The sequence below is a fragment of the Citrobacter sp. Res13-Sevr-PEB04-36 genome, assembly GCF_015672735.1.
GTDB lineage: Bacteria > Pseudomonadota > Gammaproteobacteria > Enterobacterales > Enterobacteriaceae > Citrobacter.
Genome location: NZ_JADABY010000029.1, coordinates 1 through 26,118, shown reverse-complemented (window position 1 = coordinate 26,118; position 26,118 = coordinate 1). Strand labels below are relative to the sequence as shown.

The window sequence follows — 26,118 nt, the reverse complement described above, 5'->3', positions numbered from 1 at the left end:
GCATTATGTCGTTAACACAATGGGGTGTCGCACTGGTTGGGTGCACCACCCTGTTGCTGACGGCCTGCACGGTAGTTGACCTCGACGAAAATGGCAAACCCATCATCCCGGCCGACCCACAGGCCAAAGCCAGTTTCGACAACCAAACTCCCGAACAGATCGCGCAACAAACCTGGCAATCCCGCGTACTGGATGCAGCTCAACAACATGCTCTGGATGATTCGACTCTCAACACGCGCCTGAAAGCACCATCGTCCACAGCGGAAAGCGTATTTGTGCGCCTGACCAGTCAAATTGAAAAGGTCAACATCGGCAATGGACGAGAAAACAGCATCGTGATGAGGGTCAATGACACCTCGGTCACTATTCAGATTGGTCCGGTAATGCGCGGTAATGCCATTCGCGATGCGACCGGCTTTAAATTTGAAGACTTTACTAACCAGGTTCAGTTTGCCCAGCTTTCGCGAGCGTATAACCGCGAAGCGGTGAAACACTTACCCGCCGTTGACGAAAGTTGGTACGGGAAGAAAGCCACGGTACTGTTCGCTGTGACGCTGAATGCCGGTAAGCCGGAAAATGCAGCGGCTCTGGCACTGCAACAGGAGGCTCAGTAATGCGCACTACCCAAGCAGATGACACCATCCTGCACACTCACGCTATTTCGATGCTGTTTCCCGGCACGATTGCGCTGGACAGCGTGGATTATCAAGTCTGGCGCGGCAAGGTAAACGTCATTATCGGCGAAAATGGCGCGGGTAAATCAACCCTGATGAAGATCCTCGCCGGTGTTCAGCAGCCCAGCAGCGGCGAGATATGGCTCAACGGCAACCCCGTGCGCTTTTCCAGCACCCGCGATGCCGCCGCACACGGTATTGGTATGGTGCATCAGGAGCTAAATCTGTTTGAGAATCTCACCGTCGCAGAAAATATTTTCCTCGGGCGGGAGATCCAAAAAGGTATGACGCCAATTAATGAAGCCGAACAAGAAATGCGTACTGCTGAACTTTTAACCCGTCTTGACCAGCCAATTTCACCCCGCGAGCTGGTCGGTAATCTCAAGGTAGGACAACAACAACTGGTCGAAATTGCCAAGGCGCTGGCCGAAGATGCGGACATCCTGATCCTCGACGAGCCCACATCAGCACTCAGCAAAACCGAAGTCGAGATCCTGTTTCGCGTAATTCGCGAACTTACCCGCCAGGGTGTTTCAATCATCTATATCTCGCATCGACTGGAAGAACTGATGGCAATTGGCGATGTGATCACTATTCTGCGCGATGGCAAGTTTCAGGCGGAAGCCCGGGTCAGCGATATAGATGTGCCATGGATTGTGCGAGAAATGTTAGGGAGTGACCCGGTAAGTAATTTTCTCGAGGCAGGTCGCGAATTTGGCGCTCCGGTTCTGGAAGCGGAGCATATTACCTGTGTCAATGCTGCTGGCAATGCGGTAGTTAATGACGTCACGTTTAATGTTCATGCCGGTGAAATTGTCGGTATCTATGGGCTGATGGGCGCCGGGCGCACGGAATTATTTGAGTGCCTGTTAGGTACGGAGCGCAACTATCTCGGCAAACTGTGGCTCGACAGCAAACCGGTCCCGCTGCGCCTAACCACCGCCGATCGCATTCGTATGGGAATGAGCCTGGTCCCGGAAGACCGTAAGCGCACGGGAATTTTTCCCATATCGTCCGTGGCGACCAACCTGACGATTGCCAGCCTATGGCGGCGCCTGCATCGCGGCTTTGCCATTGCCCGCAAAGACGAAGAGGCGGTGGTCGCCAGTACGATTGGCGATCTGTCGATTAAAGTTTCTTCGCCAGATGTTGAGATCCAGGCACTGAGCGGCGGTAATCAGCAGAAAGTGGTGATTGGTCGCTCACTGCTCACCAATCCCAAAATTCTATTTCTGGATGAGCCTACGCGTGGCATCGACGTGGGGGCAAAAGCCGATGTCTTTCGCATGATGGTAAAGCTTTCACAACAGGGCATTGCTGTCGTTTTTTCTACCTCAGATTTAAAAGAAATCATGGCGGTATCTGACCGCATTCTGGTGATGTCCGGTGGCAAACTTACTGCTGATATCGTCCGCGATCGTGCCGAAGAATCGGCACTGGTAACCGCAAGTGCTCAGGGGTTCTGACATGAAAACGCTACAAACTGCTGTCGTCGCGCCGCGTTCCACGGTCGCTTTCTCGCGAGAAAACATTCTGCTGCTGATCCTGAAATTGCGCACCTTTATTGCGCTGTTTCTGATCGTCGGTTTTTTTGCTATTACCGTACCAGGGTTCCTTTCTGGCGGCAGCATGGTCATCATGATCAAACACATCGCCATTAACGCGTTTCTGGCACTGGGGATAACGTTTGTCATTATTACCGCCGGAATCGATCTCTCGATAGGAGCCACGCTGGGTCTGTGCGGCATGATTGCCGGATGGCTCATCACCAAAGGCATTGTGCTACCGATGTTCGGTATCGCCATTTTCCCCAGCGTTTGGGTGATAGTCCCCATCGTCCTGCTGATTGGCGGGCTTATCGGCGCGGCCAACGGCTGGATCATTACTCGCTATAACGTCGCGCCCTTTATCTGCACGCTCGGCACTATGTACGTTCTGCGCGGAGCAGCAATGTTGACCTCTGACGGGCAAACCTTCCCTGGGCTTTCCGGTAATCCGCAGCTTGGCAACACAGGGTTTGATGAGATTGGAGCCGGGACACTGTTAGGTCTTCCATGGGCCATCTGGATGATGATCGTACTGGCGCTGGTCATAGCTTACGTCGCCCGTCGCCTGCCCTTTGGTCGTCACGTGTACGCCATTGGCGATAACGAACGTGCAGCTGAACTGTCCGGTGTGAAGGTTAAGCAGGTGAAAATCTGGGTGTATACCCTTTCCGGGCTGTGCGCTGCGATTGCCGGTATTGTCGTTTCAGCCCAACTTTCCGCCAGTCATCCTGCCAATGGTACAGCATTTGAAATGAACGCGATTGCCGCCGTGGTACTTGGTGGGACGTCACTGGCCGGTGGCCGTGGCACCATTCTGGGCACGCTGATTGGCGCATTTGTTATCGGTTTTCTGGCCGATGGCCTGGTGATGATGGGCGTCAGCGAGTTCTGGCAAATGGTGATTAAAGGCATCGTGATTATCGTCGCGGTTATCATCGACCAAATGCAAAATCGGATGCAGCAAAAAGCCGCGGTGGTGGCGCAAAAGGCGACGATGGAAAGTCAGTAGCCACATTGCCTGACAAAAATCCCCCCTGGGTTATCCTTCGGGGGATTCACTCTTTGTAGACAAACGGGCGCTATTCAACGTGTACAAGTTTAGGAGGTAACAACGAAATCACCCCTTCACCAAACTTCGTGCGGTCGGGTAATCAGTAATCAACACGTCAATATAATCTCCCTGCAACGCTCCGCGTATCGCGTTTTGTTTTTCCACGCCGCCCGCCAACGCAATTACATGCTTACAGTCGCGTATTTGCGACAATTCCATGCCAATAACCGGATCTTCATCGTGGCTAAGTACCGGATTGCCTGCTGCATCGTAATAATGCAGACAGATATCCCCTACCGCGCCGCGCTCGGCAAGCAGGCGCAGCATCTCTTCGTTGTAATAGTTACCCGAATTTTTCAGAAGCTGAGAAGGTTCCAGCTCGCCAATACCTACAATCGCCACGTCCACTTCAGCAAATTTTTCGACAACAGCTGCAACATCCGGGCTATTGACCAGACGTGAACGCTCCTCCACCGAATGCTCAATACTTTGTGAAGGCAGAAGCCAGGCCGGGCAACCAAGATGCGCCGCCAGCTGCTGAGTGAGGATCGTGGCCTGCACGTTGCCATTCGGCCCTACACCGCCCAACAACTGGATAACACCCGCCGCACGAATATTTTGCGGGTGCATCTCATCAACCATGCAGCGAATGGTGCTACTCCAGGAAGAAATGCCGACCAGGTCTTCAGCTCGCAGACGGGTTTCAACGTAATGCGCCGCCGCGCTGCCAATCGCGTGTTTAATTTGTGTACTGCTGGGGGAGTCACCGACATCCACAACAATCGCCTGACGAATACCAAACTGCTGTTCAATGGCTTTTTCCAGCTCAACAAAAATATTCGTCGGCTGAACGACGGTGATTTTCACCAGCCCTTCTTTCTGACAGCGCGTTAGCGCACGAGAGACAAAGGACTGCGACAAGTGCAGCAGCGTGGCGATCTCAGATTGTTTTTTATTCTCGGCATAATAGAGTGTGGCGATCTTAACCAACAACCGCTGTTCATCCTGCTTTGACATGGCATTCCCCCTGGTAAACTGACTGTTATTTTTATTCATACCTGAATAGATAACAAGCCATCTGCACCTTTCCTGTAAGGACGGGACTGTGATCCTTTTCTCTTTTCTCCAAAATTTGGTGCTTTAAGGCGTAGACAAACTACCAGACAAGGCATATCTTTAATCATGAATAATAAATCAGTAGTGAATATTTATTCTAATCAATAACAATAGACTGTTTTACCTGCGGATCACGCAGCGGATCGAAAGACAGTTGCACTACTGCACCCTAACGGAATATTTATTCATATAAGATTAAACATTCAAGAGGTGTCATATGAATCCGTTTTCGCTCTCAGTACCAGAGCTAGAAAAGAAAGCACGCGCGGTGCGTCGTCGCATCATCGTGTTGAATGCTGAAAGCCCAGCTGGCGGGCATACCGGCGCTGACCTGTCGCAGGTTGAACTGCTCACGGCGCTCTATTTTCGCATCCTGAACTGCTCGCCAGAACTCAAAGAGAGCGACGAGCGCGATATTTATATCCAGTCGAAAGGCCACGCCGTTGGCGGTTACTACTGCGTACTGGCAGAAGCTGGATTCATTCCCGTGGATTGGCTGGCAACGTATCAGCATGCCGATTCGCATCTACCGGGGCATCCGGTAAAACATAAAACGCCGGGTATCGAACTCAATACCGGGGCGCTGGGCCACGGCCTGCCCGTCGCCGTAGGAATTGCACTGGCGGCAAAACGTAGCAACAGCCAGCGTCGGGTATTCGTCGTCACCGGTGATGGCGAACTGGCCGAAGGCAGCAACTGGGAAGCCGCACTGGTCGCAGCCCACTATAAACTGGATAACCTCATCATCATCAACGACAAAAATAATCTCCAGCTTGCCGGGGCAACGAGAGAAATCATGAATACCGATCCGTTGGATGAAAAATGGCTAGCCTTCGGTATGCAGGTTACAGAATGTCACGGGAATGATATGGCCGATGTGGTGCACACACTGGAAGGACTCACCCCAGAGGGGAAACCTCACGTCGTCATAGCACACACCACCAAAGGTGCCGGGATCTCCTTTATTCAGGGTCGCCCGGAATGGCACCACCGCGTGCCGAAAGGTGAAGAAATTGAACTGGCGCTGGAGGAACTGAAAGATGCGTAATAGTGAACACCTTGCCACCGTAATGGTGAATACGTTAATTGCTGCGGTCGAGCGCGGGATGGACGTTGTGCCAGTGGTCGCAGACTCTACATCAACGGCCAAAATCGCGCCATTCATGAAAGAATTTCCTGGTCGTCTGGTTAACGTTGGTATCGCCGAACAAACGCTGGTCGGTGCCGCAGCCGGACTGGCGCTGGGCGGTAAAATCGCCGTTACCTGTAACGCCGCTCCGTTTCTGATTTCTCGAGCCAATGAACAAATCAAAGTCGATATTTGCTACAACAACACTAACGTGAAGCTCATTGGACTCAACGCGGGTGCCAGCTACGGCCCACTCGCCAGTACGCATCACAGTATTGATGACATTTCCGTACTGCGCGGTTTTGGCAATATTGAAATTTATGCGCCCTCTTGTCCGGTGGAATGCCGCCAGATTGTCGACTATGCCTTAAACCACGTTGGACCGGTTTATATTCGCCTCGATGGAAAAGCCTTACCCGAATTGCACGACGAAAACTACCAGTTCGCACCGGGTAATATCGATATTTTGCGTGAAGGAAAAGATGTCGCACTGGTAGCGATGGGCTCCACCGTACATGAAATTGTCGATGCTGCCACACTGCTGGAACAGGCGGGTATTGACGCCTGTGTAATCAGTGTACCGTCAATTCGTCCTTGCAACACCCAACAATTACTGGCGGCGTTAGCCCACTGCAAAGCCGTGGTTAGCGTGGAAGAACATAACATTAATGGCGGAGTGGGAAGTCTGGTAGCAGAGGTGCTGGCAGAAGCGGGTTGCGCCATTCCACTGCGTCGACTGGGCATTGCCGATGGTCAATATGCCATCGCAGCCGATCGCACAGCAACGCGCGCGCGCCATGAAATTGATGCAGCAGGCGTCGTGAAAAACGCCACCGTGCTGTTACAGACAAAACGATAAAACAATAACAACTGCAGAACACTTACTGGAGAAAGCGATGTCACGTATCCCTCAACAGCTCACCATGGCAGTGATTATTGGTAACCGGGGATTTTTCCCGAGCTATCTGGTCGCTGAAGCCCGCGAACAAGCCAACGCACTCTTTGACCGACTGGGCATAAAAACCATTATGCTCGACGATACACAGACGGAACTCGGCGGGGTCGAAAGCCGCCAGGATGCGAAAATTTGTGCTGAACTCTTCCGCACACATCGCGACGATATTCACGGTGTTGTGGTACTGCTGCCTAACTTTGGTGATGAAAAGGCGATAGCGGAAACGCTGCGTCTTTCCGGCCTGAACGTTCCGGTACTGGTTCAGGCGCAGGAAGACAATCTCGATAAAATGGGGCTCGCTACGCGCCGTGACAGCTTCTGCGGTAAAATTTCCCTGTGCAATAACCTGCGCCAGTACGGCATTCCATTCACCCTGACCACCCAACATGTCTGCGACCTGGCAGGCAGTGTGTTTGAACAAGACCTGAAGCGCTTCGAGCAAATTTGCCGCGTTGTCACCAGTATGCGCGGCGTGCGCGTTGGTGCCATCGGCGCGCGGCCAGCCGGGTTTAATACCGTCCGCTACAGTGAAAAGTTACTCGAAAGGCTGGGTATCGCCGTTGAAACACTGGATCTGTCTGAAGTCTTTACCCGCATCAAATGTCTGCGCGATGACGATATCCGCGTGGATGAAAAACGCCGCTTACTGCTGGATAACGCCGACGCCAGCGCCATCCCTGCCGAAAAACTGGTCACGATGGCAAAACTGTTTGTCGTCATCAGCGAATGGGTCATTGCCAACGATATCGATACCACAGCTATCCAGTGCTGGACCTCGCTGCAGGAAAATTTGGGCATCAATGTATGCTCAATCATGAGCGTGATGTCCGGGCAGTTAATGCCCAGCGCCTGCGAAGTGGATGTGATGGGCGCCTTGTCAATGTACGCCCTCGCCAGCAGTAATTTAAGCCCGGCCTCGATTGCTGACTGGAATAACAACTTCGGCGACGATCGTGATAAATGTGTGCTGTTCCATTGCGGTAACTTTGCCTCAGCCAGTCTGGAAAGCCCGAAGATGGGCACCGCCGATATCATCGGTACCACCGTTGGGAAAGAGAACACCTGCGGTGCGGTACACGGTCGGATGAAAAGTGGTGAACTGACTTACTTCCGCCTGAGCACGGATGATTTAACCGGTGAGATCAAAGCCTACGTTGGCGAAGGTCAATCGGTAGACGATCCGCTGGATACGGTCGGCTGTCGCGCAGTGATTCAGGTACCTCATCTGGAGAAATTACTGGCATGGATCTGTCGCAACGGTTTTGAACACCACGTCGCGATGAACCATTCCGCCAGCGCCGAGGTACTGCACGAAGCCTTCACCCGCTACCTTGGGGTGGACACCTTTTTCCATCGCTAATACTCAGGGATAAAAGAGGGGCTGGAGAAGACCATGTCAGCAAAGAAAGACATCATTATTGCGCTTGATGAAGGTACTACCAATGCTAAAGCCGTCGCGCTGGACGGTGTGGGAAATGTGGTGGCGAAGTTCTCTCGCGCACTGACTATCCACACTCCTCGCGAAGGCTGGGTCGAGCAGTCTGGCGAAGCGCTGCTTACAGCATCCCTGGATGTTGTGGCACAGGCTATCGCCGCCGTCGGTACGGAGCGCGTCGCCGCTCTGGCTATCAGTAATCAACGTGAAACTGCCATGGGGTGGTATCGCTCCAGCGGGCAACCACTCGGCCCCGCCATTACCTGGCAATGCTCGCGCACGGCAGATTTTTGCCGCACGTTACGCGAACAGGGACGAGAAGCGCAGATCAAATCCGCCACCGGGTTACCCATCGCCCCGCTCTTCTCCGCCTCTAAAATGCGCTGGCTGCTGGAGTCCGTACCCAACGGCATGACTCTCGCGCAGCAAGGAGACATTTGCCTTGGAACCATTGATAGCTGGTTACTGTGGAACCTGACTCAGGGCGAAGCATTCCGTTGCGACGTGTCCAATGCTTCGCGCACGCAGTTGCTCAATCTGAACAGTGCGCACTGGGATGACGAGATGCTGGCACTGTTTGGTATTCCGCAACACGCGCTGCCAGAGGTTTGCCCTTCCAGTCACTATTTTGGCGTGACGAAAGGCCTGGCGACCATCCCCGACGGGATCCCCATACTGGCGATGATTGGCGATTCTCATGCCGCGCTATTCGCCCACAGCCTGGGCGCAGAAGGTGGCGTTAAAGCAACTTACGGCACCGGTTCATCGGTGATGGCACCGGTATTATCGACCCAATGTGATGTTAATACACTGGCCACCACCATCGCCTGGCATGACGGTGAAACGCTGGTCTACGGTCTGGAAGGCAACATTCCACATACCGGTGATGCCGTGGCCTGGATGGCAGATAGCACCGGGTTAAGTGAATTGTCGGAAGACCAACTACTGCACGCGTTAAATACGCTTCCCGCAACGGTCGATTCCACATTAGGGGTCTATTTTGTTCCCGCGCTCACCGGGCTGGGTGCCCCCTGGTGGGATGAAAATGCCCGAGGGTTAATTCAGGGCCTCAGCCGCGGTGTAAAACGTGCACATCTGGTTCGCGCAGCGTTGGAGTCAATCACCTATCAGATTGCCGATGTAGTACTGGCAATGCGTCAGCACAGCGGTTTCAGACTCAACGCATTAATGGTCGATGGCGGCCCGACTAAAAATGACTGGCTGATGCAGTATCAGGCTGATTTACTGGGGTGTCCGGTAATGCGTAGCGATGTTCCTGAACTTTCCGCCACTGGCGCGGCGCTGCTGGCTCGCAAGACACTGCTTGGCATCGAGACCAACCAACTTCGACGTTATCTACCGGATCATGTGTCGTTCCAGCCGGATATCAAGCGTCACGAGCGATTGCAACAACGTTGGTACGAGTGGCAAAGTGCCATAGAGCGCACCCGTTGGCAGATGCTTCCATGACACTCTGGCACAAAATATTTAGCCCGCAGTCATTGCTGAATGCGGGCTAAATATTAAAGATGAAACTCTCTATTCCTGCTGACACGCCGCCAGTGACTGACGCTGCTGTCCCTGTGCATCAAAGTTTTCCGGGGCCAGCCAGCGTTGTAAAACGGCGTCGCGTTGTGGCCACTCGCCGTCAATAATAGATAGCCAGTCGCTGTCGCGGTTACGGCCCTTGCGCACGATTTTCTGGCGAAAGCGTCCTTCAAAGACAAAGCCTAAGCGCTCCGCTGCCCGGCGGGATGCAACGTTCAGCGAGTCACATTTCCACTCCACACGACGATACCCGAGGGCAAATGCCTGCCGCAGCAGTAGCCAGACGGTTTCCGTGCCCAACACCGTATTTTTCATGCGCGGCGACCAGGTCACGTGGCCAATCTCGACCGAGCCGTTCTCGCAGTCGATCGCCATAAAGCATACCAGCCCGACAGCTCGCCCGGAGCGTAAATCGATAACTGCGTAGGGAACCAGCCCGGCGTCAGTGGATTTTCCCACCACCCATTGGGCCGCTGTCGCAACGCTAGTCGGCCGCTCGCTGGCAAGCCAGGTCCAGTCTCGTTCGTCAGGTGCTTGCGCATAGGCGTCAAACAAATCGGCGGCATGGCTGTCGGCGTCCAGTACCTCAAGACGGCAATAGCGTCCTTCCAGTCCACTTCGCGGCAGCACTGACGCACTCTTCCAGTCCGGCAGAGCATCGCCTACCGTCTGTCCATAGAGATTGATTTCCGGCACTGTTCCCCCCTGTAGTGAAAGCGAAAAACGGTTATATACCCGTCATACTTCAAGTTGCTTATGTGTTGGCTACGCTCACTCCAGTCACATAGTTATCTATGCTCCTGGGGACTCACTCCCTTGCCGCCTTTAAGCAACTCGAATTATTTAGGGTATAGCACCAGTCATTTTACGTTCAAAGCGCAGGATGTGAATTTCCCTTACCGTACGGAAAACCGTCAGCCCTTCTATACTCTAAGGATTTCGAGTTGCAGGAAGGCGACAAGACTGCAAATTCCTGGGAGCTTACTAGAGTAAGTGACCAGGATGAGCAGGCGCTGTCAACGCACCTGCGGCTCGAAAGACGACGAGTATATACTGATTAAAAATCAACGCTCAAGGGAACACTATGCCACTACCCGACTTTCATGTCTCCGAACCGTTTACATTAGGCATTGAGCTGGAAATGCAGGTGGTCAATCCGCCAGGCTATGACCTGAGCCAGGACTCTTCCCGTCTGATTGACGCCGTGAAGCCGCAGCTCACCGCCGGAGAAGTGAAGCACGATATCACTGAAAGCATGCTGGAGATGGCAACCGGGGTCTGTCGCAACATTGACCAAGCAGCAGCAGAGTTTTCTGCCATGCAGCAGATAATTCTGCGGACAGCGGCAGAGTATCATCTCGAGATCTGCGGCGGCGGCACGCACCCGTTTCAGACATGGCGACGTCAGGAAGTGTGCGATGACGAACGCTACCGCCGCAACCTGGAAAATTTTGGTTATCTTATTCAGCAGGCAACGGTGTTTGGCCAGCATGTCCACGTAGGCTGTACCCACGGCGACGACGCCATTTACCTGCTGCATGGCCTGTCGCGCTTTGTGCCGCATTTTATTGCGCTGTCTGCCGCCTCGCCATATATGCAGGAAGCTGATACCCAATTTGCCTGCGCTCGACTCAATATCTTCTCAGGATTTCCCGATAACGGTCCGATGCCGTGGGTTAACAACTGGCAGGAATTTGAGGGATTGTTTCGCCGACTCGCATACACCAGCCTCGTTGACAGCATTAAGGATTTGCACTGGGACATCCGCCCAAGTCCGCACTTTGGTACGGTAGAAGTTCGCGTAATGGACACCCCGCTCACCCTCGAACATGCGATCAACATGGCCGGACTCATTCAAGCCACGGCCCACTGGCTGCTGAAAGATCGTCCCTTCAAACACCAGGAGCGAGATTACCTGCTGTATAAATTTAACCGTTTTCAGGCCTGTCGCTTTGGTCTGGAAGGGATAGTCACCGACGTGCATACCGGCAGTCATCATCGCCTGGCAGATGATACGCTTCGACTGCTGGAGCTTGTCGCCCCCTCGGCGAGTAAAGTAGGTGCCGCCAGTGCCATTGACGCCTTACGCCAGCAGGTAAAAAATGGGCACAACGAAGCCCAGCGTATACGCGATTTCGTGGCCGATGGCGGATCGCTAAGCGGACTGGTGAAAAAACATTGTGAGATCTGGGCGGGGCGTTAAGCGGGGGGTTTGCGTTAGCACAAGAGATCCCGGACAATGCTCTTTTAACTCAAGTTTAACAATTTTATGAAACACCCACTTGAATCACTGATGACCGCCGCCGGGATCCTGCTGTTGGCTTTTCTGTCCTGTCTGCTGCTGCCCGCACCTTCGCTTGGTCTGGCGCTGGCGCAAAAACTCGTCGCCACCTTTCATTTGATGGATCTTAACCAGTTTTACACGTTGCTATTTTGCTTGTGGTTTTTACTGCTTGGGGTGATTGAGTATTTTATTCTGCGATTTATCTGGCGACGCTGGTTCTCGCTGGCAGATTAGCCCCGCGAGAATCCTGCGTCGTTAATGCGTACGGCTGTGGTTTTCTTTGCGGTACGCGCCGGGGGGCTGACTGAACGTGCGGGTGAAGATTCGCGTGAAGGTCTGCTGCGAATCGAAACCGTACTTCAGGCAGATATCGTACACTTTCTGGTCGGTATCACGTAAATCACGCGCCGCCAGCAGCAGTTTACGCTCGCGAATGTAGCGCCCGATACTCTCACCTTTATACTGCATAAACAGACGTTGCAGATGCCATTTTGAATACCCCGCGTGGCGGGCAATATCATCAATGCGTAATGGTTGATTCAAATTATCATCAATCCATTCGACAATCGTCTCGATAACTTGTGCAGAAATCGTCATCGTTATCTCCCTTTTTTATTGAGCCGCTGGCTGCCACCAGGCCGTGAACGGTTGGTCCGGTTCGGACAGTACGACCGGCTCACCCAGCATCGGCGTCAGCAGACGGTAATCTTTGAGACGGCTGGCCAGCGCCAGACGCTTGTAGGGATCGTCCCAGCTATGTTTCGCCAGTACAAAACGACCGGCATGACCGGGCACAACGGCTTTAGCATGGAGATCGGCGGATGCCTGCGCGGTCTCTTCCGGCATCATATGAATGAACTTCCAGTCCTGGTCATATTGACCGTTCTCCATAATCGCCACATCGACCGTGCCGAACTGTTCGCCAATCGCTTTAAAATGCGGCCCGTAACCAGAGTCTCCGCTGTAATAAACGTTCTGTTCCGGCGTTTCAAACATAAAACTGGCCCACAAGGTCTGGTTACGCTTGATGCCGCGCCCCGAAAAATGCCGTGCCGGCAGGACATGTACAATCAGTGAGTCCGTCACTCTGACGGACTGATTCCAGTCCCGCTCTTCAATTATCTGGCTGTTCATTCCCCAGTACCGCAGATGCGACCCGACGCCAAGCGGCGTAATCACCCGTTTAATCTTCGGCATTAACGCCTTAATGGTGGCGAGATCCAGGTGATCATAGTGGTCGTGCGAGATGATGAGCAGATCGATTTCCGGCATGTTTTGTGCCGTCCACGGATACTCCCAGGCAAAGGCTTTATTCAGAAATGAAAACGGCGCAGCGTAGTTACTCAATACCGGGTCGATCAGAATGCGTTGACCCGCCAGCTGCAAATACCACGAGGAATGCCCCAACCAGACGAGAGTATCCTGCTGCGGTGACAGGTGCGCGAGTTCGGTTGCCACCAGCGGTAGCGGCTGCGCAGGGCGGGCATTTTCGCGCTTTGCGACCAGAAATTCCCACCAGGCTGCCAGCATGCCTTTGTTGCCGGTATAGCCCGGCGTGGGTACCTGATTGTGAAACTGTCCTTCACGATAGTGTGGTGACTGTTCAACCTGACTCAGCTGTGCCCCTTGCGGCGCCTGACCGAACCCGGCATTAAGTACAAACGGTAAACTTGCAGCAGCGGCAATGAGCATAATAACAACCACACAAACGGTGAGACGCTTCATATCCTGACCTTAAACGCGCCCCTTTCCGTTGGTTTGCGCGACTGACTCTTGATTATGAGTGAGTAAGCACTCATTATAGAAATAGAAAGTTCGCCGTCAAGATGATTTTCAATCTTTGACATTCGCCGTTGCGGTGCTGTGAAGGCCGTGATTCAATCGTGTTTTTAACAGACTTAAGGGTAAAGTGTAGTGGCGCGTCCGAAGAGTGAAGATAAAAAACTGGCATTACTGGAAGCTGCAACCACAGCATTTGCGCAGTCCGGCATTGCGGCCTCTACCGCCGTCATTGCCCGCAATGCAGGCGTTGCTGAGGGAACCTTGTTTCGCTATTTCGCGACAAAAGATGACCTCATCAACGAACTTTACCTCCATTTAAAGCACGATATGTACCAGTCAATGATGGCCATTCAGGACCGTTCAGTGACCGATGCCAAGACCATGATTCACTTCATCTGGAATAGCTACATAAGTTGGGGCCTGCGTAACACCGCCGGGCATCGCGCCATCCGCCAGCTTGCCGTCAGCGAGAAAATCACCAAAGAAACCGAGCAACGGGCTGAAGATATGTTCCCCGAACTGCGCGATTTTTGTCATCGCTCGGTGCGCCCGGAGTTTATGTCCGACGAGTATCGCGCCTTTGGTGACGCGCTTTTTCTGTCGCTGGCTGAAACCACAATGGAATTTGCTACCCGCACCCCTGCCCGCGCCGATGAATACATTGCCATGGGGTTTGAAACCATGTGGCGCGCCCTCACCCGCGAGGAAAAATAATGGACGGTCAGACATTACATGCGTGCGCAAAACGCCTTGCGCTTGAACTGCCATTTACCGAACACTGCTGGCCGTTTGGCCCGGAATACGACGTCTTTAAGGTCGGCGGTAAGATTTTTATGCTGGTCTCAGAGCATCACGGACGCCCGCTGGTCAATCTGAAGTCAGATCCGCAAAAGTCTCTGCTCAATCAGCAGATCTACCCCAGTATTGAACCCGGTTACCACATGAATAAAAAGCACTGGATTTCAGTCTACCCAGGTGACGATATCACCGAGTCCTTGCTGGCAGACCTGGTAAACGACTCGTGGCACAGAGTGGTGGACGGCCTGCCTAAGCGGGATCAAAAACGCCTGCGCCCCGTCTGATTTATCGCTAACCCCGATAAGTGTTTATGCCTTTTTCTGTCTTATCTTTTTGCCGCTTTCCCTGTACCCTGCTGAAACAAAACGCACCCGCAGGGTAAGAAAAACGACCAGGAGTTTTTATGGATATTGTTTCTGTCGCCTTAAAACGCTACTCCACCAAGGCATTCGATCCGACCCAAAAACTGACCGCTGAGCAGGCAGAAAAATTAAAAACGCTGCTGCAATTCAGTCCGTCCAGCACCAACTCGCAGCCGTGGCATTTTATCGTGGCCAGCACTGACGAAGGCAAAGCGCGCGTAGCCAAAGCCGCCGCAGGTGGTTTTGTGTTCAACGAACGTAAAATCCTCGATGCGTCCCACGTTGTGGTGTTCTGTGCCAAAACAGCGATGGACGATGCGTGGCTGGAACGTGTAGTGGATCAAGAAGAAGTCGACGGTCGTTTCGCCACACCGGAAGCCAAAGCCGCCAACCACAAAGGCCGTACATTCTTTGCCGATCTGCACCGCAAAGAGCTCAAAGATGACGCGCACTGGATGGCAAAACAGGTGTACCTGAACGTCGGTAACTTCCTGTTAGGCGTGGCGGCAATGGGACTGGATGCGGTACCCATCGAAGGCTTTGATGCCGCGGTTCTCGATACAGAATTTGGCCTGAAAGAAAAAGGGTTCACCAGCGTGGTTATCGTCCCGGTGGGGCATCACAGCGTAGAAGACTTCAACGCCGCGCTGCCAAAATCACGTCTGCCGCAGGAAACTACCCTGACGGAAGTCTGATCCTCACATTTGCATAACCTCCGCACAGCGGTCATCATAGACCGCTGTTTATTAAGGAGACGTTATGCAGGAATTGATATCTCAAGTAGAAGACCTCGGCATTGAAATGAATCACACCACTTCGCTGGTGATGATTTTTGGCATTATTTTTATTACCGCCATTATTGTTCACGTTATTTTGCACTGGGTGGTACTACGCGCATTTGAAAAACGCGCCAACGCCAGCTCCCGCCTGTGGCTGCAAATCATCACGCAGAACAAGCTATTTCACCGCCTGGCGTTTACGCTGCAAGGTATCATCGTCAATATACAGGCCGCGCTGTGGCTACAAAAAGGCAGCGAAGCCTCAGATATATTAGTCACCTGCGCCCAGCTGTGGATCATGATGTACGCCCTGCTGTCGGTCTTTTCTCTGCTCGACGTTATTCTTAATCTGTCACAAAAACTCCCCGCCGCCTCGCAGTTGCCGCTGAAAGGCATCTTTCAGGGCATCAAGTTAATCGGCGCGATTCTCGTCGGCATTCTGATGATTTCGCTGCTGATTGGTCAATCACCCGCCATCCTGATAAGCGGTCTGGGTGCCATGGCGGCGGTCTTAATGCTGGTGTTTAAAGACCCGATCCTCGGTCTGGTGGCCGGAATACAGCTTTCAGCCAACGATATGCTCAAACTGGGCGACTGGCTGGAAATGCCGAAATACGGCGCGGATGGTGCGGTGATCGATATTGGTTTAACCACCGTCAAAGTGCGCAACTGGGATAATACCATCACCACCATTCCTACGTGGTCGCTGGTCTCTGACTCGTTTAAAAACTGGAGCGGCATGTCAGCGTCCGGCGGTCGGCGAATTAAGCGCAGTATCAGCATCGATGCCACCAGCATTCGTTTTCTCGATGAAGATGAGCGCCAGCGATTGCATAAAGCGCATCTGCTAAAACCGTATTTGACCACGCGCCATCAGGAAATTAACGAGTGGAACCAGCAATTAGATGCGCCTGAATCCGTCTTGAATCATCGCCGGATGACCAATATCGGGACGTTTCGCGCCTACCTGAACGAATATTTACGTCACCATCCGCGCATTCGCAAAGATATGACGTTAATGGTTCGCCAGTTAGCTCCGGACGACCACGGGTTGCCTATTGAGATTTATGCGTTTACCAATACAGTGGTGTGGCTGGAATATGAAAGTATTCAGGCTGACATCTTCGACCATATTTTTGCTGTGGTCGAAGAGTTCGGTTTACGCATTCATCAGTCGCCGACCGGGAATGATATTCGTGCCCTGTCTGGGGCGTTTCAGCGTTAATCCTCAGGTACTGGCGCGTGCAATATAGCGCCAGTCCATCATCACCCTTTCGGTTGGGGCATCGGGGTTGTCGATTTTATTCAGTAATAACCCCACCGCCTTACGACCAATATCACGTGAAGGTTGCTCGATGGTTGAAAGCTGTGGGGAGACCATTTCAGCCAATTCCGTACCGTCAAAGCCCACCACGGCGATATCCTGCGGGATCTGTAACCCGGCGTTGCTAATAGCACGCATCGCACCGGCAGCCAGCGTGTCCGATACCGCAAACACCGCGTCGGGTTTCACTTCGGCCGCCAGCAGGCTTTCCATCGCCGCGATCCCGGCGCTGGAACTTAATTCACGGGCGTACTCCACTGCCTGATACTCCAGCGATAACGCATGCAGCGCCGTCTTGTATCCGCGTTCACGTAAACGGGCGTATTTGTAGCTCAGATCATGGTTGATCAGCGCAATACGGCGATAGCCCTTGTCTACCAGATGCGATATCACCGACTGCGCGGCGTCTACATCGTTAATGCCCACGCAGGAAACCGCGCCTTTATCGGCATATTCCGCGCACTGCACCCACGGGGCGTCGCCAATCAGGGTGGTCAGTTCCGGTAATTTTGAAAAAGCGTCCATGGTGATGATGCCATCAACGATTTTACCCGACAGCAACTTCAGCGCCGACTTCGAACGCGCTGTATCCGAACCGGAATTACACAGCAAAATGCGATAGCCATTTTTCTCCGCCTCCTCCTCAATACCTTTCACCACCTCGGCACAAAACGGGTTGGCAATGTTGGAGACCATCACGAGGATCATCGAGCTTCGCGCCGTGCGCAGTTGACGAGCCAGCAGGTTGGGCTGGTAATTACTTTCCTTGATGGCCTGCAGCACACGCTCGCGGTTTTTGGCCTTAACGGACTCACTGTTATTCAGCACACGTGATACCGTCGCCACCGACACACCGGCAAGCTGGGCGATTTTTTGAATAGACATAACGACGACACATCCTGCGTTTTACGCTTTGTGCTGAGGCTACCATAAAATCACCGCCCGGCGAACCGGGTACCGGTTTAACGCTGTACCGACACCCAGCGCTGCTGTTGATGGCTTTTTATAATCGCATCAATGATGTACATCACGTCTGCGCCATCCCTGAACGAGGCAAAACGTCGGGCCTGTGGCGCGGGCATTTGGCCTGCCTGTACGGCCTGATAGAACTGCAGCATCATATTTTTAAACGCATCCGGCCAGCCCTCAATATGCCCACCGGGGAAATGCGCGCTGGCGGCGACATCGGCATTCATTAACCCCGGATCGTCCGTCAGGATCTGGTTCGCCTGCTGGCGGTGGCCTACCCACAGTTGCTGCGGGGTTTCCTGATCCCAGCTCAACGCGCACTGGCTGCCACTAATCTCAAAGCTCAGATGGTTTTTGCGCCCGGCGCTAACCTGCGAGACGCTAAAGCAGCCTTTGCTGCCGTCGTCAAACCGCACCAGCACCGACCCGCAGTCTTCAGTGTTCACCGGTTTATCCTCAAACTGCCGACCAACCGTCTGCGAATTAAACGTCGCGCCACCGGCCACGTCCGCTTTCCGCGTGGGCCAGACGATCGCCAGATCGGCCATCACTTCAACAATGCGTTTCCCGGTAACAAACTGCACCGTGTCACACCAGTGCGAGCCGATATCGGCCACCGCCCGCGAGTCGCCGCCCAACGCCGCATCAACCCGCCAGTTGTAGTCGGTCTCCAGCAGCATCCAGTCCTGTAAATAGCTACCCTGCACGGCAAACAGACGTCCAACTCTGCCATTGCGTACCATGCTGGCCGCCTGCTGCACCATCGCAAACTGGCGATAGACAAAGCTCACGCCGTGCACGACCCCCGCCTGCTCCGCCAGCGTCACCAAGTCATGGGCCTCTTCGGGGGTCATACACAGCGGTTTTTCAGAAAATACGTGCAGCCCGGCACGCAATATCTGCCGGTTGATGTCGGCATGCAGATGATTCGGCGTACAGTTGTGGACCACCTGCAGCCCCGGATGCGCCAACAGCGCTTCCACACTGCCATAGGCATGAGGCACCTGTAACTCGCTGGCCCGCGCCTGAGCCACCGCCAGCGAACTGTCGCAGAGCGCCACCACCTGCACATTCCCCAGCCGACGCAGCGCCTCAATATGTGCAGGCCCAATAAACCCGCTGCCAATAATGCCAACCTGGATCATTTGCGTACCTCATCGCCTGCGGCGAAATCATCAAATGCGTGGGATGAAACCGGAATAATATGCCGCTGAATAAACTCACGGCCTTCGCGGGCACCGGTTTCCGCGTCTTTCAGGCAGCATTCCCACTCCAGTACCGCCCAGCCGGGATAATCATATTGCGTGAGCTTGCTGAAAATCGTTTTGAAATCAACCTGCCCGTCGCCTAATGAGCGGAAGCGTCCGGCGCGGTCGATCCACGGCTGGTAACCGCCGTAGACGCCGCTGCAGCTGCTGGCTCGATACTCCGCATCCTTGACATGAAACGCTTTGATGCGCGAGTGATAGACGTCAATAAATCCGAGATAGTCCATCTGCTGCAACAGCAGATGGCTGGGATCGTAGAGCATATTGCAACGCGGATGATTATCAACCAGCGCAAGAAAACGCTCGAACGTGATGCCATCGTGCAGATCTTCGCCGGGATGAATTTCAAAACAGACATCAACCCCCTGTGCATCAAAACCGTCGAGAATCGGCCGCCAACGGTTAGCCAGTTCCTGAAATGCCTCGGCAAAACGCTGCGCATTATGCGGCGGCCAGGGATAAAAATAGGGCCACGCCAGCGACCCGGAAAACGTGGCGTGCGCCGTCAACCCCAGTTTTTGTGAGGCTGCCGCTGCCTGGTGTAACGTCCGCGTCGCCCACGCCTGGCGGGCCTGGGGATTGCCGCGTACCGCCTGCGGCGCAAAACCATCAAAAGCGTCATCGTAGGTGGGATGAACAGCAACCAGTTGGCCTTCAAGATGGGTGGATAATTCGCTGATCGTCAGTCCGTATTGCGCCAGCATTCCACGAATATCATCGCAGTAGGTCTGGCTAACAGCGGCCTGTTCAACATCAAACAGCGACGCATGATTACACGGCATCTGTATAGCTTTGTAGCCCAGCCCCGCTGCCCACTGCGCCAGCCCGTCCAGGGTATTGAACGGGGATTGCCCGCCGATAAACTGCGCCAGAAAAATCCCCGGTCCCTTAATGGTTCTCATAACCCCTCCTGAATATTACGCCTGCTCTTTCTCGTCATACTTGAAAGAGAAAAGGAAAATCACGGCAATTACCGCCGCAGCAACGGCCGGGATCCACCAGAACGGGATCCATGACTCGGGTACTGCCTGCCCTGCTACCAGACGGTTATACAGCGCGCCGGAGATTTGCGAGCCCAGTAACATGCCGATCCCGTAGGTAAACATCACGATCATGCTTTGCGCCTGGCCTTTCACTTTTTCCCCGGCAATACGGTCGGTGTAGATAAAGCCGACTACAAAGAAGAAGTCGTAACATACCCCGTGCAGCAAAATACCGAGATACAGCAGGATGCGCCCTTCTTCGCTGATGCCCAGCGCAAAGAAGGCGTAACGCACAAACCAGGCACACATGCCGATCAGCAGCATGTATTTCACGCCCAGCCGTCTGAACAGGAATGGGATCACCAGCATGAAGAAGATTTCAGACATCTGACCGAACGACATCGCGGTACTGACATCCCCAACGCCCGCATCCGCCAGAAACGATGCGGTATACGCGTAGTAGGTTCCCAGTGGCACCGAGATTAACGTGGCGCAGAGTGAGAAGACGAAGAAGTGACGGGTTTTGAGTAAGGCGAAAGCATCGGCGCAAAACAGATCGCGGACTTTTACCGGCAACCCTTTCGCGGGCGCAGGCGTGTTTGGCAGCGTCAGGCTGTAGAGAGCCAGAATCACGGAAATAACCGCCGCCAGCGTAAAGATGCCGGTGGTATCTGAAATGCCGGTCACGCCGATAAAGATCCCCGCAACAATCCAGCCTATGGTGCCAAACACCCGTACTACCGGGAAGGTTTTGTCTTTATCCGACAGGCTGTGAAACGCGATATTATAGGTCAGCGCCAGCGTCGGCATATAGCACAGCGTGTAGCCAAACAGCAGACCAATCAGCAGCACACCGTTTTGCGCCACCAGCGCCTGCGGCACAAACCACAGGATCGCAGCCCCGGCGAGGTGCATCACCGCCATCACTTTTTGCGAAGCAAAAAAGCGATCCACCAACATACCTAAGACAAACGGCGACAAGATTGAGGCTATCGGTCCGGCGGAAAACGCATCGCCAATCAGCAGCGACATGTTGTGCTGGCTCATCACCAGCCCTAACGTGACGGACCAACTTCCCCAGATAAAGAACTGTAAGAACATCATCAGCGACAGCCTCGGCACCAGCAGCCGGTACTGTACGTTCTGTTTTCCACTACTCTCGGTTGTCGACACCATTTTTTGCCCCACCCTTAAAAAAGTAATCGATTACAAATCAGCTCAAATAAAAAGTAATCGATTACAAAATAAAGATCCTGTCAGTAAGAACAGAACTGGGAGATCAATCACGATAAAGTTCAGGGAATGACCGATCTCATCGCAAGGGATGAGATCGGTAAGGAATTAGCGGACTTTACGACGCAGCAGTTTGAAGGCAACAAACAGGAACAGGATCCATGCGGGCAGTAGCATCGATGACAGGCGCATCTCATCCATGGTGCACATCAGCACCAGAATCATGCCAAGGAACGCGATACACAGGTAGTTTCCGGCCGGATACAGCAGCGCTTTGAACTGAGTATCACGCCCTTTACGGCGCATTGCCGCGCGAAAGCGCAGGTGCGCCAGGCAAATCATGATCCAGTTCAGTAGCAGCGTCGCCACCACCAGCGCCATCAGCAGGCTAAAGGCCTTTTGTGGCAACACGTAGTTGATCAACACCACCAGCGAAGTAATTGCGCCGGAAAGCACCAGTGAGTTAACCGGCACGCCGCGACGGCTGACGCGGGTTAAAAACTTCGGTGCATTACCCTGCACGGAGAGGCCAAACAGCATGCGGCTGTTGGAGTACACGCCGCTGTTATACACCGACAGCGAAGCCACCAGAATGACGAAGTTCAGCGCAGAAGCCACCACGTTGCTGTCGAGGTTATGGAAAATCATCACAAACGGGCTGCTGTTTGATTTCACTTCAACCCACGGGTATAGCGCCAGCAGCACCACCAGTGAACCGATGTAAAACAGCAGAATACGATACACCACCTGGTTTACCGCTTTCGGAATACTTTTTTGCGGATCCTGTGCTTCTGCCGCGGTAATGCCGATCAGTTCCAGGCCACCAAAGGAGAACATGATTACCGCCAGCGAAAGGATCAAGCCGTTCCAGCCAGTGGCAAAAAAGCCGTTATAGCGCCAGAGGTTATCAATGCTCGCATGTTCGCCGCCGTGGCCGGAAAATAGCATCCAGACGCCGAAGCCAATCATGCCGATAATCGCCAGAACTTTGATCAGGGCAAACCAGAACTCGGTTTCGCCATACAGGCGCACGTTGACCAAATTAACGGCATTGATGATAACAAAGAACGCAGCAGCCCAAATCCAGGTAGGCACATCCGGCAGCCAGTACTGCATGTAGATCCCGGCCGCCGTCAGTTCAGCCATGCCGACCAGCACAAACATCACCCAGTAGTTCCAGCCAGACAGAAAACCGGCAAACGGTCCCCAGTATTTATAGGCAAAGTGGGCAAACGATCCGGAAACGGGTTCTTCAACCACCATTTCGCCCAGCTGGCGCATGATCAGAAACGCGATGATCCCGGCTACGCCATAACCTAACAGCACCGCCGGTCCTGCCATCTGAATCGCCGGGCCAATGCCCAGAAACAGACCCGTACCAATTGCGCCGCCCAGCGCAATTAACTGAATATGGCGGTTTTGCAACCCCCGCTGAAGCGTCGGCTCATTCGTTGACGCGGCATCGGACACGCTGGTGTCGGATGCAGATGACGCGTTTTTCACGCCCTACCCCTGTGTCGTTTTTATTGAAGGGGCTTCTTTTAACATTTCAACCTGGTTGTCGCAAGGCGCAATCGTTTGGATACGCCGGGCATCCTTGCCCAACGCACCGAGGCGCAGGATAAAAGTCACAAATCAACGGGCGTTAGCGGAAGCCAACGCGTTGTTGTTATTTATTCAGCTCAATACGCACCACGTTGTCGGGTGCATCCGTGGAGTGGTCTTTATTGAATTTCTGCTTCACAGTGACAAACAGCGTTTGCCCATCCGCAGAGAGCAGCAGGCTGTTCGGGTTCGGTGGCAGATCCCAGCTTTTCTTCACGCTGTAGTCGGTTGCATTCAGGCTAAGTAGTTTCCCGGCATCGCGCTGGGTAATATAGATTTCGTTGCGCTTTGCATTGAATTTCACCGCTAACGAATCGCCAACATCGAGTTGCTTGATCAATTTACCGGTGTGGATATCCAGCACCAGAGTCGTTTTCGCTTGCGAGTTATCAGTGACAAACAAACGGCCCGTTTGCGCGTCTTCTGCCATATTCAGCAACAGCGCCGGTTTCTCACCCAGCGGCTTCCAGCGTTTCTCTATACGCTGATTACGCGGGTTGATCACCAGAATTTCGCCGCCGCCATTGGCGGCATAAATACGCTGAGTGGCGTCAGAATAATGCAGTCCGGTCATCCATTTCCCGGTATTTTTGATACGGGTTTTCAGCTTCAGGGTTTCGGCATCCACCACCCAAATTACCGCCGGGTCGGCCACCGCACCAATGTAGAGCAGGCCATTATGCAGCAACACCTGGCGCGCACCGTACGGGAAGCCTTCAGCATTACGTTCCGGGAACAGCACGCGGTTTTTCACTTTACCATCGGCGGTATTCAGGGCACTCAGGCCGCCATCCAGTGAGTTGGTAACGTACACCGTTTTACCGTCTGGCGAGAGCGCCATACCAAAGTTTTTCATATCGGTATGGCTTAGGCCGAGAGTCTTGAGCGTTTTCGGATCCAGTTTGTAAACCACCCCGCCCTGGACATCTTTAAATCCTTCCGCACTGGCAACATACAGTGCATCACCCGCCGGGCTCAGTGCCATTTCATACAGACCGTCAGCCAGAGCGCGCTGCTGGACATCAGTGGCTGCCGGCATCGCGGCTTTTTCCTGCACCGCCGTACGACTGGCTGGCGTTGAATGCGCGGCACAGCCACTTAGCGCTGCGGCAATCAGCAATGCCAGAGCGGATGTTGTTTTTTTCATTGCGGGGATCCTTACCAGAGTGTACGGAAACGGTTAATAACAAAGAGAATGAGAACTATACGCATTATCTTTATTGAATCAAGAATAATTAACCGGTGAATAAAAAAGATGAAACAGGGGTTTGAAGAATGCTATCGATGCGCGTTGCCTCCGCTTTCTTATAATTACCGTGAATTATTCTGGACGAAAAGGCATCCCAGGCCACAGAATGCACTTTACTGTTTTTTCAACATTTTCAAACGGGTGAACCAGGCCAGATTCGTGCCACTCGTTTTTAAGCCATACCAGGCAGCGACCGTCATGAATAAGATCATTAAACGTCTTGAAATCGTCAAAAGCGCCATTGAACTGGAAGATGAAGAGATCATTTTCCAGCAACTGGTGCATTTGAAAAATGATGCGTTGGCGGACGTGCCGAAGGCAATTGTGCAAGCACTTGAGGCGCGACGTTTCAGCGATGCCTTGCATGAAATCACCGACTGGCTGCAATCGCAGCGAGCGGTATCAACATGGCAAGATCCCGGTATTGCCGCCAGCAAACTTGAGCTGAAAGCGCTTGAAACACAGTTGCGCGACTTAATTGATAAGCGCAATGCACGCATTCAAATCCTTGATGACTTCAACGATTTGTACCATCTGCGTCTGGGGCCACTGATGAGCCGCATTCTTGAGTTGCGTAAACATCTGGCCGCCAGTGCGCAACGTAAGCAGGAGGCCGAGCGCCAACGGCGGGAAAAAGATTATCAGTCCTGTCAGCACTTTATTTCTCAGGCGGTCGACCAACTGGCCCAGCTCAAACAACAGTGGATGAGCCAGCGTTCAGACTCGCGCGAATCGGTGGAAACCCGGCAGCGCATTCAGCAACAAACGGAGCTTATTACCGCTCTGCTGGCGGAAATCCGCGGACTGGAAAACGACTTTTCCCGCCAGGATGACAGCGCCACCCGTCAGGCGCAGGAAGAAGCCCGTCACGAGTATGATGAATATCAGGAGCAACAGCAGGACGCCCAGCATCGCTACAACCGCGACAAGAACCTTTCTCATGACGAACGGAATGAGCTAAAACGTCTGTGGCGCCAGGCCAGTCGCCTTTGCCACCCGGACGTGGTCGCAGATGACCTCAAAGAGAAGGCGCACCAGATGATGGTGCAGTTGAATCAGGCACGACAAAATGCCGATCTGGTCGCCGTTCGTACGCTGCTTACCCAACTGCAAAACGGTCTCGAACCGATGATGGCAAGCGACCGCCTCAACGATCTGCAACATTTACGTCGCAAGATACAGCAGCTCAGGGAGCAAATTAGCACCCTGCTTCACGAGATTAGCGAACTGGAAGCCGAGAACGCCTGGCGTCTCGCCGCCTCTGTGACAGACAAAGAGACCTATTTTGCCGATCAGCAGCGAGCATTAAACGAGATCCGCAATACGCTGGAAGATCAGGTGCGCCAGGTTGAGCAAGATCTGCTGGCCGGATAACCCCGCAACGTACAAAAAACAAGCGAATCGCTATTCTTACGTTTGATTTTCAAATTAAGCACAAAAAGATAATTTTAGAACTAAAAACCTGAAATTAATAAACTCAAAGCATTAAACGCTATAGAATGAAGTGAAGACGTAAATAAATTCGAATATGACAATATTTTCATCCTTCAACCATAATCCCTCCGCTCCTGCCTGGTTTAAGTTAAGAATTATCTTACACCACTCTCATCCCGCTAAAAATAAGCCCTATGCATCTGAATTAAGGTCTTTTTTGGCTAGACCCTGCCCTACACTTATCAGAATCCCCTGTGTTTACAGGGCTATCAAACAAGAGAATCACTCGATTCATAAGCGAAATCTATCAATAAGTTGCCCAGAGGTGATTTAAACGATTTATCTTAAATTTTAACGAAGTGTAATATCAACATTAAGAATAGTTAAAGATTTTAATAAATACAGAAAGTATCTGTTGAAACCAAAATAAACAAGGATACGTTCAAAACATAGAACGGAATATACGTTTTATTTAACATTTCACGCGTCGCGAGGAACTCTTTTTAATAAAAAAGAGGCGATTGCTTGCATCGAAATTTCAAGGAGATCGTTATGTCTAACGCTGTATTTTTGGGTGACTCACTTTACCCGTG

24 protein-coding genes are annotated in these 26,118 nt (G+C 53.0%); 14 read left to right on the top strand and 10 right to left on the bottom strand.

Annotation, left to right across the window (positions count from 1 at the left end):
* Positions 1-5 precede the first annotated feature (5 nt).
* Genes IMQ48_RS08055 through IMQ48_RS08045 form a run of 3 tightly spaced genes read left to right on the top strand, consistent with a single transcriptional unit; the run spans position 6 to position 3,230 of the window.
* Complete coding sequence (locus IMQ48_RS08055) at positions 6-614, top strand: DUF2291 family protein (RefSeq protein ID WP_196208615.1); 609 nt, start codon at positions 6-8, stop codon at positions 612-614.
* Positions 614-2,140, top strand: coding sequence for a sugar ABC transporter ATP-binding protein (locus IMQ48_RS08050; RefSeq protein ID WP_196208614.1), 1,527 nt, complete (start codon positions 614-616; stop codon positions 2,138-2,140). Before IMQ48_RS08055 ends, IMQ48_RS08050 begins: the two co-directional genes overlap by 1 nt.
* A 1-nt stretch (position 2,141) precedes the next feature.
* Positions 2,142-3,230, top strand: coding sequence for an ABC transporter permease (locus IMQ48_RS08045; protein ID WP_196208613.1), 1,089 nt, complete (start codon positions 2,142-2,144; stop codon positions 3,228-3,230).
* Positions 3,231-3,338: 108 nt separating this feature from the next.
* Here IMQ48_RS08045 and IMQ48_RS08040 read toward each other — a convergent pair whose 3' ends face one another.
* Positions 3,339-4,289 (bottom strand): sugar-binding transcriptional regulator, encoded by a 951-nt coding sequence (locus tag IMQ48_RS08040; protein ID WP_196208612.1) that lies wholly within the window; start codon positions 4,287-4,289, stop codon positions 3,339-3,341.
* A gap of 316 nt (positions 4,290-4,605) precedes the next feature.
* On the opposite strand from IMQ48_RS08040, the gene IMQ48_RS08035 reads away from it, so the two are divergent.
* Genes IMQ48_RS08035 through IMQ48_RS08020 form a run of 4 tightly spaced genes read left to right on the top strand, consistent with a single transcriptional unit; the run spans position 4,606 to position 9,377 of the window.
* Positions 4,606-5,436 carry a transketolase gene (locus IMQ48_RS08035; RefSeq protein WP_196208611.1) on the top strand — a complete coding sequence of 277 codons (831 nt, stop codon included), beginning with the start codon at positions 4,606-4,608 and terminating at the stop codon, positions 5,434-5,436.
* Positions 5,429-6,376 (top strand): transketolase family protein, encoded by a 948-nt coding sequence (locus IMQ48_RS08030; protein ID WP_196208610.1) that lies wholly within the window; start codon positions 5,429-5,431, stop codon positions 6,374-6,376. Before IMQ48_RS08035 ends, IMQ48_RS08030 begins: the two co-directional genes overlap by 8 nt.
* Positions 6,377-6,413: 37 nt before the next feature.
* Positions 6,414-7,832, top strand: a complete 1,419-nt coding sequence (locus IMQ48_RS08025; protein WP_196208609.1) for an L-fucose/L-arabinose isomerase family protein — start codon at positions 6,414-6,416, stop codon at positions 7,830-7,832.
* 33 nt (positions 7,833-7,865) lie between these two features.
* Positions 7,866-9,377, top strand: coding sequence for an FGGY family carbohydrate kinase (locus tag IMQ48_RS08020; protein ID WP_196208608.1), 1,512 nt, complete (start codon positions 7,866-7,868; stop codon positions 9,375-9,377).
* A gap of 69 nt (positions 9,378-9,446) precedes the next feature.
* On the opposite strand, the gene IMQ48_RS08015 is transcribed toward IMQ48_RS08020, so the two are convergent.
* Positions 9,447-10,151, bottom strand: coding sequence for a GNAT family N-acetyltransferase (locus tag IMQ48_RS08015; protein WP_196208607.1), 705 nt, complete (start codon positions 10,149-10,151; stop codon positions 9,447-9,449).
* Between the two features lie 388 nt (positions 10,152-10,539).
* On the opposite strand from IMQ48_RS08015, the gene IMQ48_RS08010 reads away from it, so the two are divergent.
* Together IMQ48_RS08010 and IMQ48_RS08005 are read left to right on the top strand one after the other, a co-directional pair.
* A complete protein-coding gene (locus tag IMQ48_RS08010) occupies positions 10,540-11,658 on the top strand; it encodes a YbdK family carboxylate-amine ligase (protein ID WP_196208606.1) in 1,119 nt (372 codons plus the stop codon).
* Positions 11,659-11,724: 66 nt separating this feature from the next.
* A complete protein-coding gene (locus tag IMQ48_RS08005; RefSeq protein WP_196208605.1) occupies positions 11,725-11,973 on the top strand; it encodes a DUF1158 domain-containing protein in 249 nt (82 codons plus the stop codon).
* A 21-nt stretch (positions 11,974-11,994) separates the two neighbouring features.
* Here the strand turns inward: IMQ48_RS08005 and IMQ48_RS08000 are convergent, their stop codons facing one another.
* Positions 11,995-12,336, bottom strand: coding sequence for a RamA family antibiotic efflux transcriptional regulator (locus IMQ48_RS08000; protein WP_096757950.1), 342 nt, complete (start codon positions 12,334-12,336; stop codon positions 11,995-11,997).
* Between the two features lie 15 nt (positions 12,337-12,351).
* Complete coding sequence (locus IMQ48_RS07995; RefSeq protein WP_196208604.1) at positions 12,352-13,464, bottom strand: MBL fold metallo-hydrolase; 1,113 nt, start codon at positions 13,462-13,464, stop codon at positions 12,352-12,354.
* A 189-nt stretch (positions 13,465-13,653) separates the two neighbouring features.
* Between IMQ48_RS07995 and IMQ48_RS07990 the strand changes: the two genes are divergently transcribed.
* The 4 genes from IMQ48_RS07990 (at position 13,654) to IMQ48_RS07975 (ending at position 16,685) form a co-directional block, all read left to right on the top strand.
* Positions 13,654-14,235, top strand: coding sequence for a TetR/AcrR family transcriptional regulator (locus IMQ48_RS07990; protein WP_196208603.1), 582 nt, complete (start codon positions 13,654-13,656; stop codon positions 14,233-14,235).
* Positions 14,235-14,603, top strand: a complete 369-nt coding sequence (locus IMQ48_RS07985; RefSeq protein WP_115259144.1) for an MmcQ/YjbR family DNA-binding protein — start codon at positions 14,235-14,237, stop codon at positions 14,601-14,603. Before IMQ48_RS07990 ends, IMQ48_RS07985 begins: the two co-directional genes overlap by 1 nt.
* 119 nt (positions 14,604-14,722) lie before the next feature.
* A complete protein-coding gene (gene nfsB, locus IMQ48_RS07980) occupies positions 14,723-15,376 on the top strand; it encodes an oxygen-insensitive NAD(P)H nitroreductase (RefSeq protein WP_196208602.1) in 654 nt (217 codons plus the stop codon).
* A 64-nt stretch (positions 15,377-15,440) separates the two neighbouring features.
* Positions 15,441-16,685, top strand: coding sequence for a mechanosensitive ion channel family protein (locus IMQ48_RS07975; protein ID WP_196208601.1), 1,245 nt, complete (start codon positions 15,441-15,443; stop codon positions 16,683-16,685).
* A gap of 3 nt (positions 16,686-16,688) precedes the next feature.
* Here the strand turns inward: IMQ48_RS07975 and IMQ48_RS07970 are convergent, their stop codons facing one another.
* From IMQ48_RS07970 to IMQ48_RS07945, 6 genes are all read right to left on the bottom strand, one after another.
* Positions 16,689-17,669, bottom strand: coding sequence for a LacI family DNA-binding transcriptional regulator (locus IMQ48_RS07970; RefSeq protein ID WP_196208600.1), 981 nt, complete (start codon positions 17,667-17,669; stop codon positions 16,689-16,691).
* A gap of 77 nt (positions 17,670-17,746) precedes the next feature.
* Entirely contained in the window at positions 17,747-18,898 is a 1,152-nt protein-coding gene (locus IMQ48_RS07965; RefSeq protein WP_196208599.1) for a Gfo/Idh/MocA family protein, read from the bottom strand.
* The gene (locus IMQ48_RS07960; RefSeq protein ID WP_196208598.1) at positions 18,895-19,923 is read right to left on the bottom strand and encodes a sugar phosphate isomerase/epimerase; all 1,029 of its coding nucleotides are present in this window, start codon (positions 19,921-19,923) and stop codon (positions 18,895-18,897) included. The genes IMQ48_RS07965 and IMQ48_RS07960 overlap by 4 nt, the downstream gene beginning before the upstream one ends.
* A 15-nt stretch (positions 19,924-19,938) precedes the next feature.
* The gene (locus IMQ48_RS07955) at positions 19,939-21,180 is read right to left on the bottom strand and encodes an MFS transporter (RefSeq protein WP_196208597.1); all 1,242 of its coding nucleotides are present in this window, start codon (positions 21,178-21,180) and stop codon (positions 19,939-19,941) included.
* Between the two features lie 165 nt (positions 21,181-21,345).
* Entirely contained in the window at positions 21,346-22,740 is a 1,395-nt protein-coding gene (gene pheP / locus IMQ48_RS07950; RefSeq protein WP_196208596.1) for a phenylalanine transporter, read from the bottom strand.
* Positions 22,741-22,906: 166 nt separating this feature from the next.
* Positions 22,907-23,989, bottom strand: a complete 1,083-nt coding sequence (locus IMQ48_RS07945) for a YncE family protein (protein WP_196208595.1) — start codon at positions 23,987-23,989, stop codon at positions 22,907-22,909.
* Positions 23,990-24,289: 300 nt separating this feature from the next.
* Between IMQ48_RS07945 and IMQ48_RS07940 the strand changes: the two genes are divergently transcribed.
* Entirely contained in the window at positions 24,290-25,465 is a 1,176-nt protein-coding gene (locus tag IMQ48_RS07940; RefSeq protein ID WP_196208594.1) for a DnaJ family molecular chaperone, read from the top strand.
* Positions 25,466-26,118: the final 653 nt, after the last annotated feature.

Coding starts and splice junctions, on each gene's coding strand:
- IMQ48_RS08055 (WP_196208615.1), top strand. CDS start 6: ATGTCGTTAACACAATGGGGTGTCGCACTGGTTGGGTGCACCACCCTG.
- IMQ48_RS08050 (WP_196208614.1), top strand. CDS start 614: ATGCGCACTACCCAAGCAGATGACACCATCCTGCACACTCACGCTATT.
- IMQ48_RS08045 (WP_196208613.1), top strand. CDS start 2,142: ATGAAAACGCTACAAACTGCTGTCGTCGCGCCGCGTTCCACGGTCGCT.
- IMQ48_RS08040 (WP_196208612.1), bottom strand. CDS start 4,289: ATGTCAAAGCAGGATGAACAGCGGTTGTTGGTTAAGATCGCCACACTC.
- IMQ48_RS08035 (WP_196208611.1), top strand. CDS start 4,606: ATGAATCCGTTTTCGCTCTCAGTACCAGAGCTAGAAAAGAAAGCACGC.
- IMQ48_RS08030 (WP_196208610.1), top strand. CDS start 5,429: ATGCGTAATAGTGAACACCTTGCCACCGTAATGGTGAATACGTTAATT.
- IMQ48_RS08025 (WP_196208609.1), top strand. CDS start 6,414: ATGTCACGTATCCCTCAACAGCTCACCATGGCAGTGATTATTGGTAAC.
- IMQ48_RS08020 (WP_196208608.1), top strand. CDS start 7,866: ATGTCAGCAAAGAAAGACATCATTATTGCGCTTGATGAAGGTACTACC.
- IMQ48_RS08010 (WP_196208606.1), top strand. CDS start 10,540: ATGCCACTACCCGACTTTCATGTCTCCGAACCGTTTACATTAGGCATT.
- IMQ48_RS08005 (WP_196208605.1), top strand. CDS start 11,725: ATGAAACACCCACTTGAATCACTGATGACCGCCGCCGGGATCCTGCTG.
- IMQ48_RS08000 (WP_096757950.1), bottom strand. CDS start 12,336: ATGACGATTTCTGCACAAGTTATCGAGACGATTGTCGAATGGATTGAT.
- IMQ48_RS07995 (WP_196208604.1), bottom strand. CDS start 13,464: ATGAAGCGTCTCACCGTTTGTGTGGTTGTTATTATGCTCATTGCCGCT.
- IMQ48_RS07985 (WP_115259144.1), top strand. CDS start 14,235: ATGGACGGTCAGACATTACATGCGTGCGCAAAACGCCTTGCGCTTGAA.
- nfsB (WP_196208602.1), top strand. CDS start 14,723: ATGGATATTGTTTCTGTCGCCTTAAAACGCTACTCCACCAAGGCATTC.
- IMQ48_RS07975 (WP_196208601.1), top strand. CDS start 15,441: ATGCAGGAATTGATATCTCAAGTAGAAGACCTCGGCATTGAAATGAAT.
- IMQ48_RS07970 (WP_196208600.1), bottom strand. CDS start 17,669: ATGTCTATTCAAAAAATCGCCCAGCTTGCCGGTGTGTCGGTGGCGACG.
- IMQ48_RS07965 (WP_196208599.1), bottom strand. CDS start 18,898: ATGATCCAGGTTGGCATTATTGGCAGCGGGTTTATTGGGCCTGCACAT.
- IMQ48_RS07960 (WP_196208598.1), bottom strand. CDS start 19,923: ATGAGAACCATTAAGGGACCGGGGATTTTTCTGGCGCAGTTTATCGGC.
- IMQ48_RS07955 (WP_196208597.1), bottom strand. CDS start 21,180: ATGGTGTCGACAACCGAGAGTAGTGGAAAACAGAACGTACAGTACCGG.
- IMQ48_RS07945 (WP_196208595.1), bottom strand. CDS start 23,989: ATGAAAAAAACAACATCCGCTCTGGCATTGCTGATTGCCGCAGCGCTA.
- IMQ48_RS07940 (WP_196208594.1), top strand. CDS start 24,290: ATGAATAAGATCATTAAACGTCTTGAAATCGTCAAAAGCGCCATTGAA.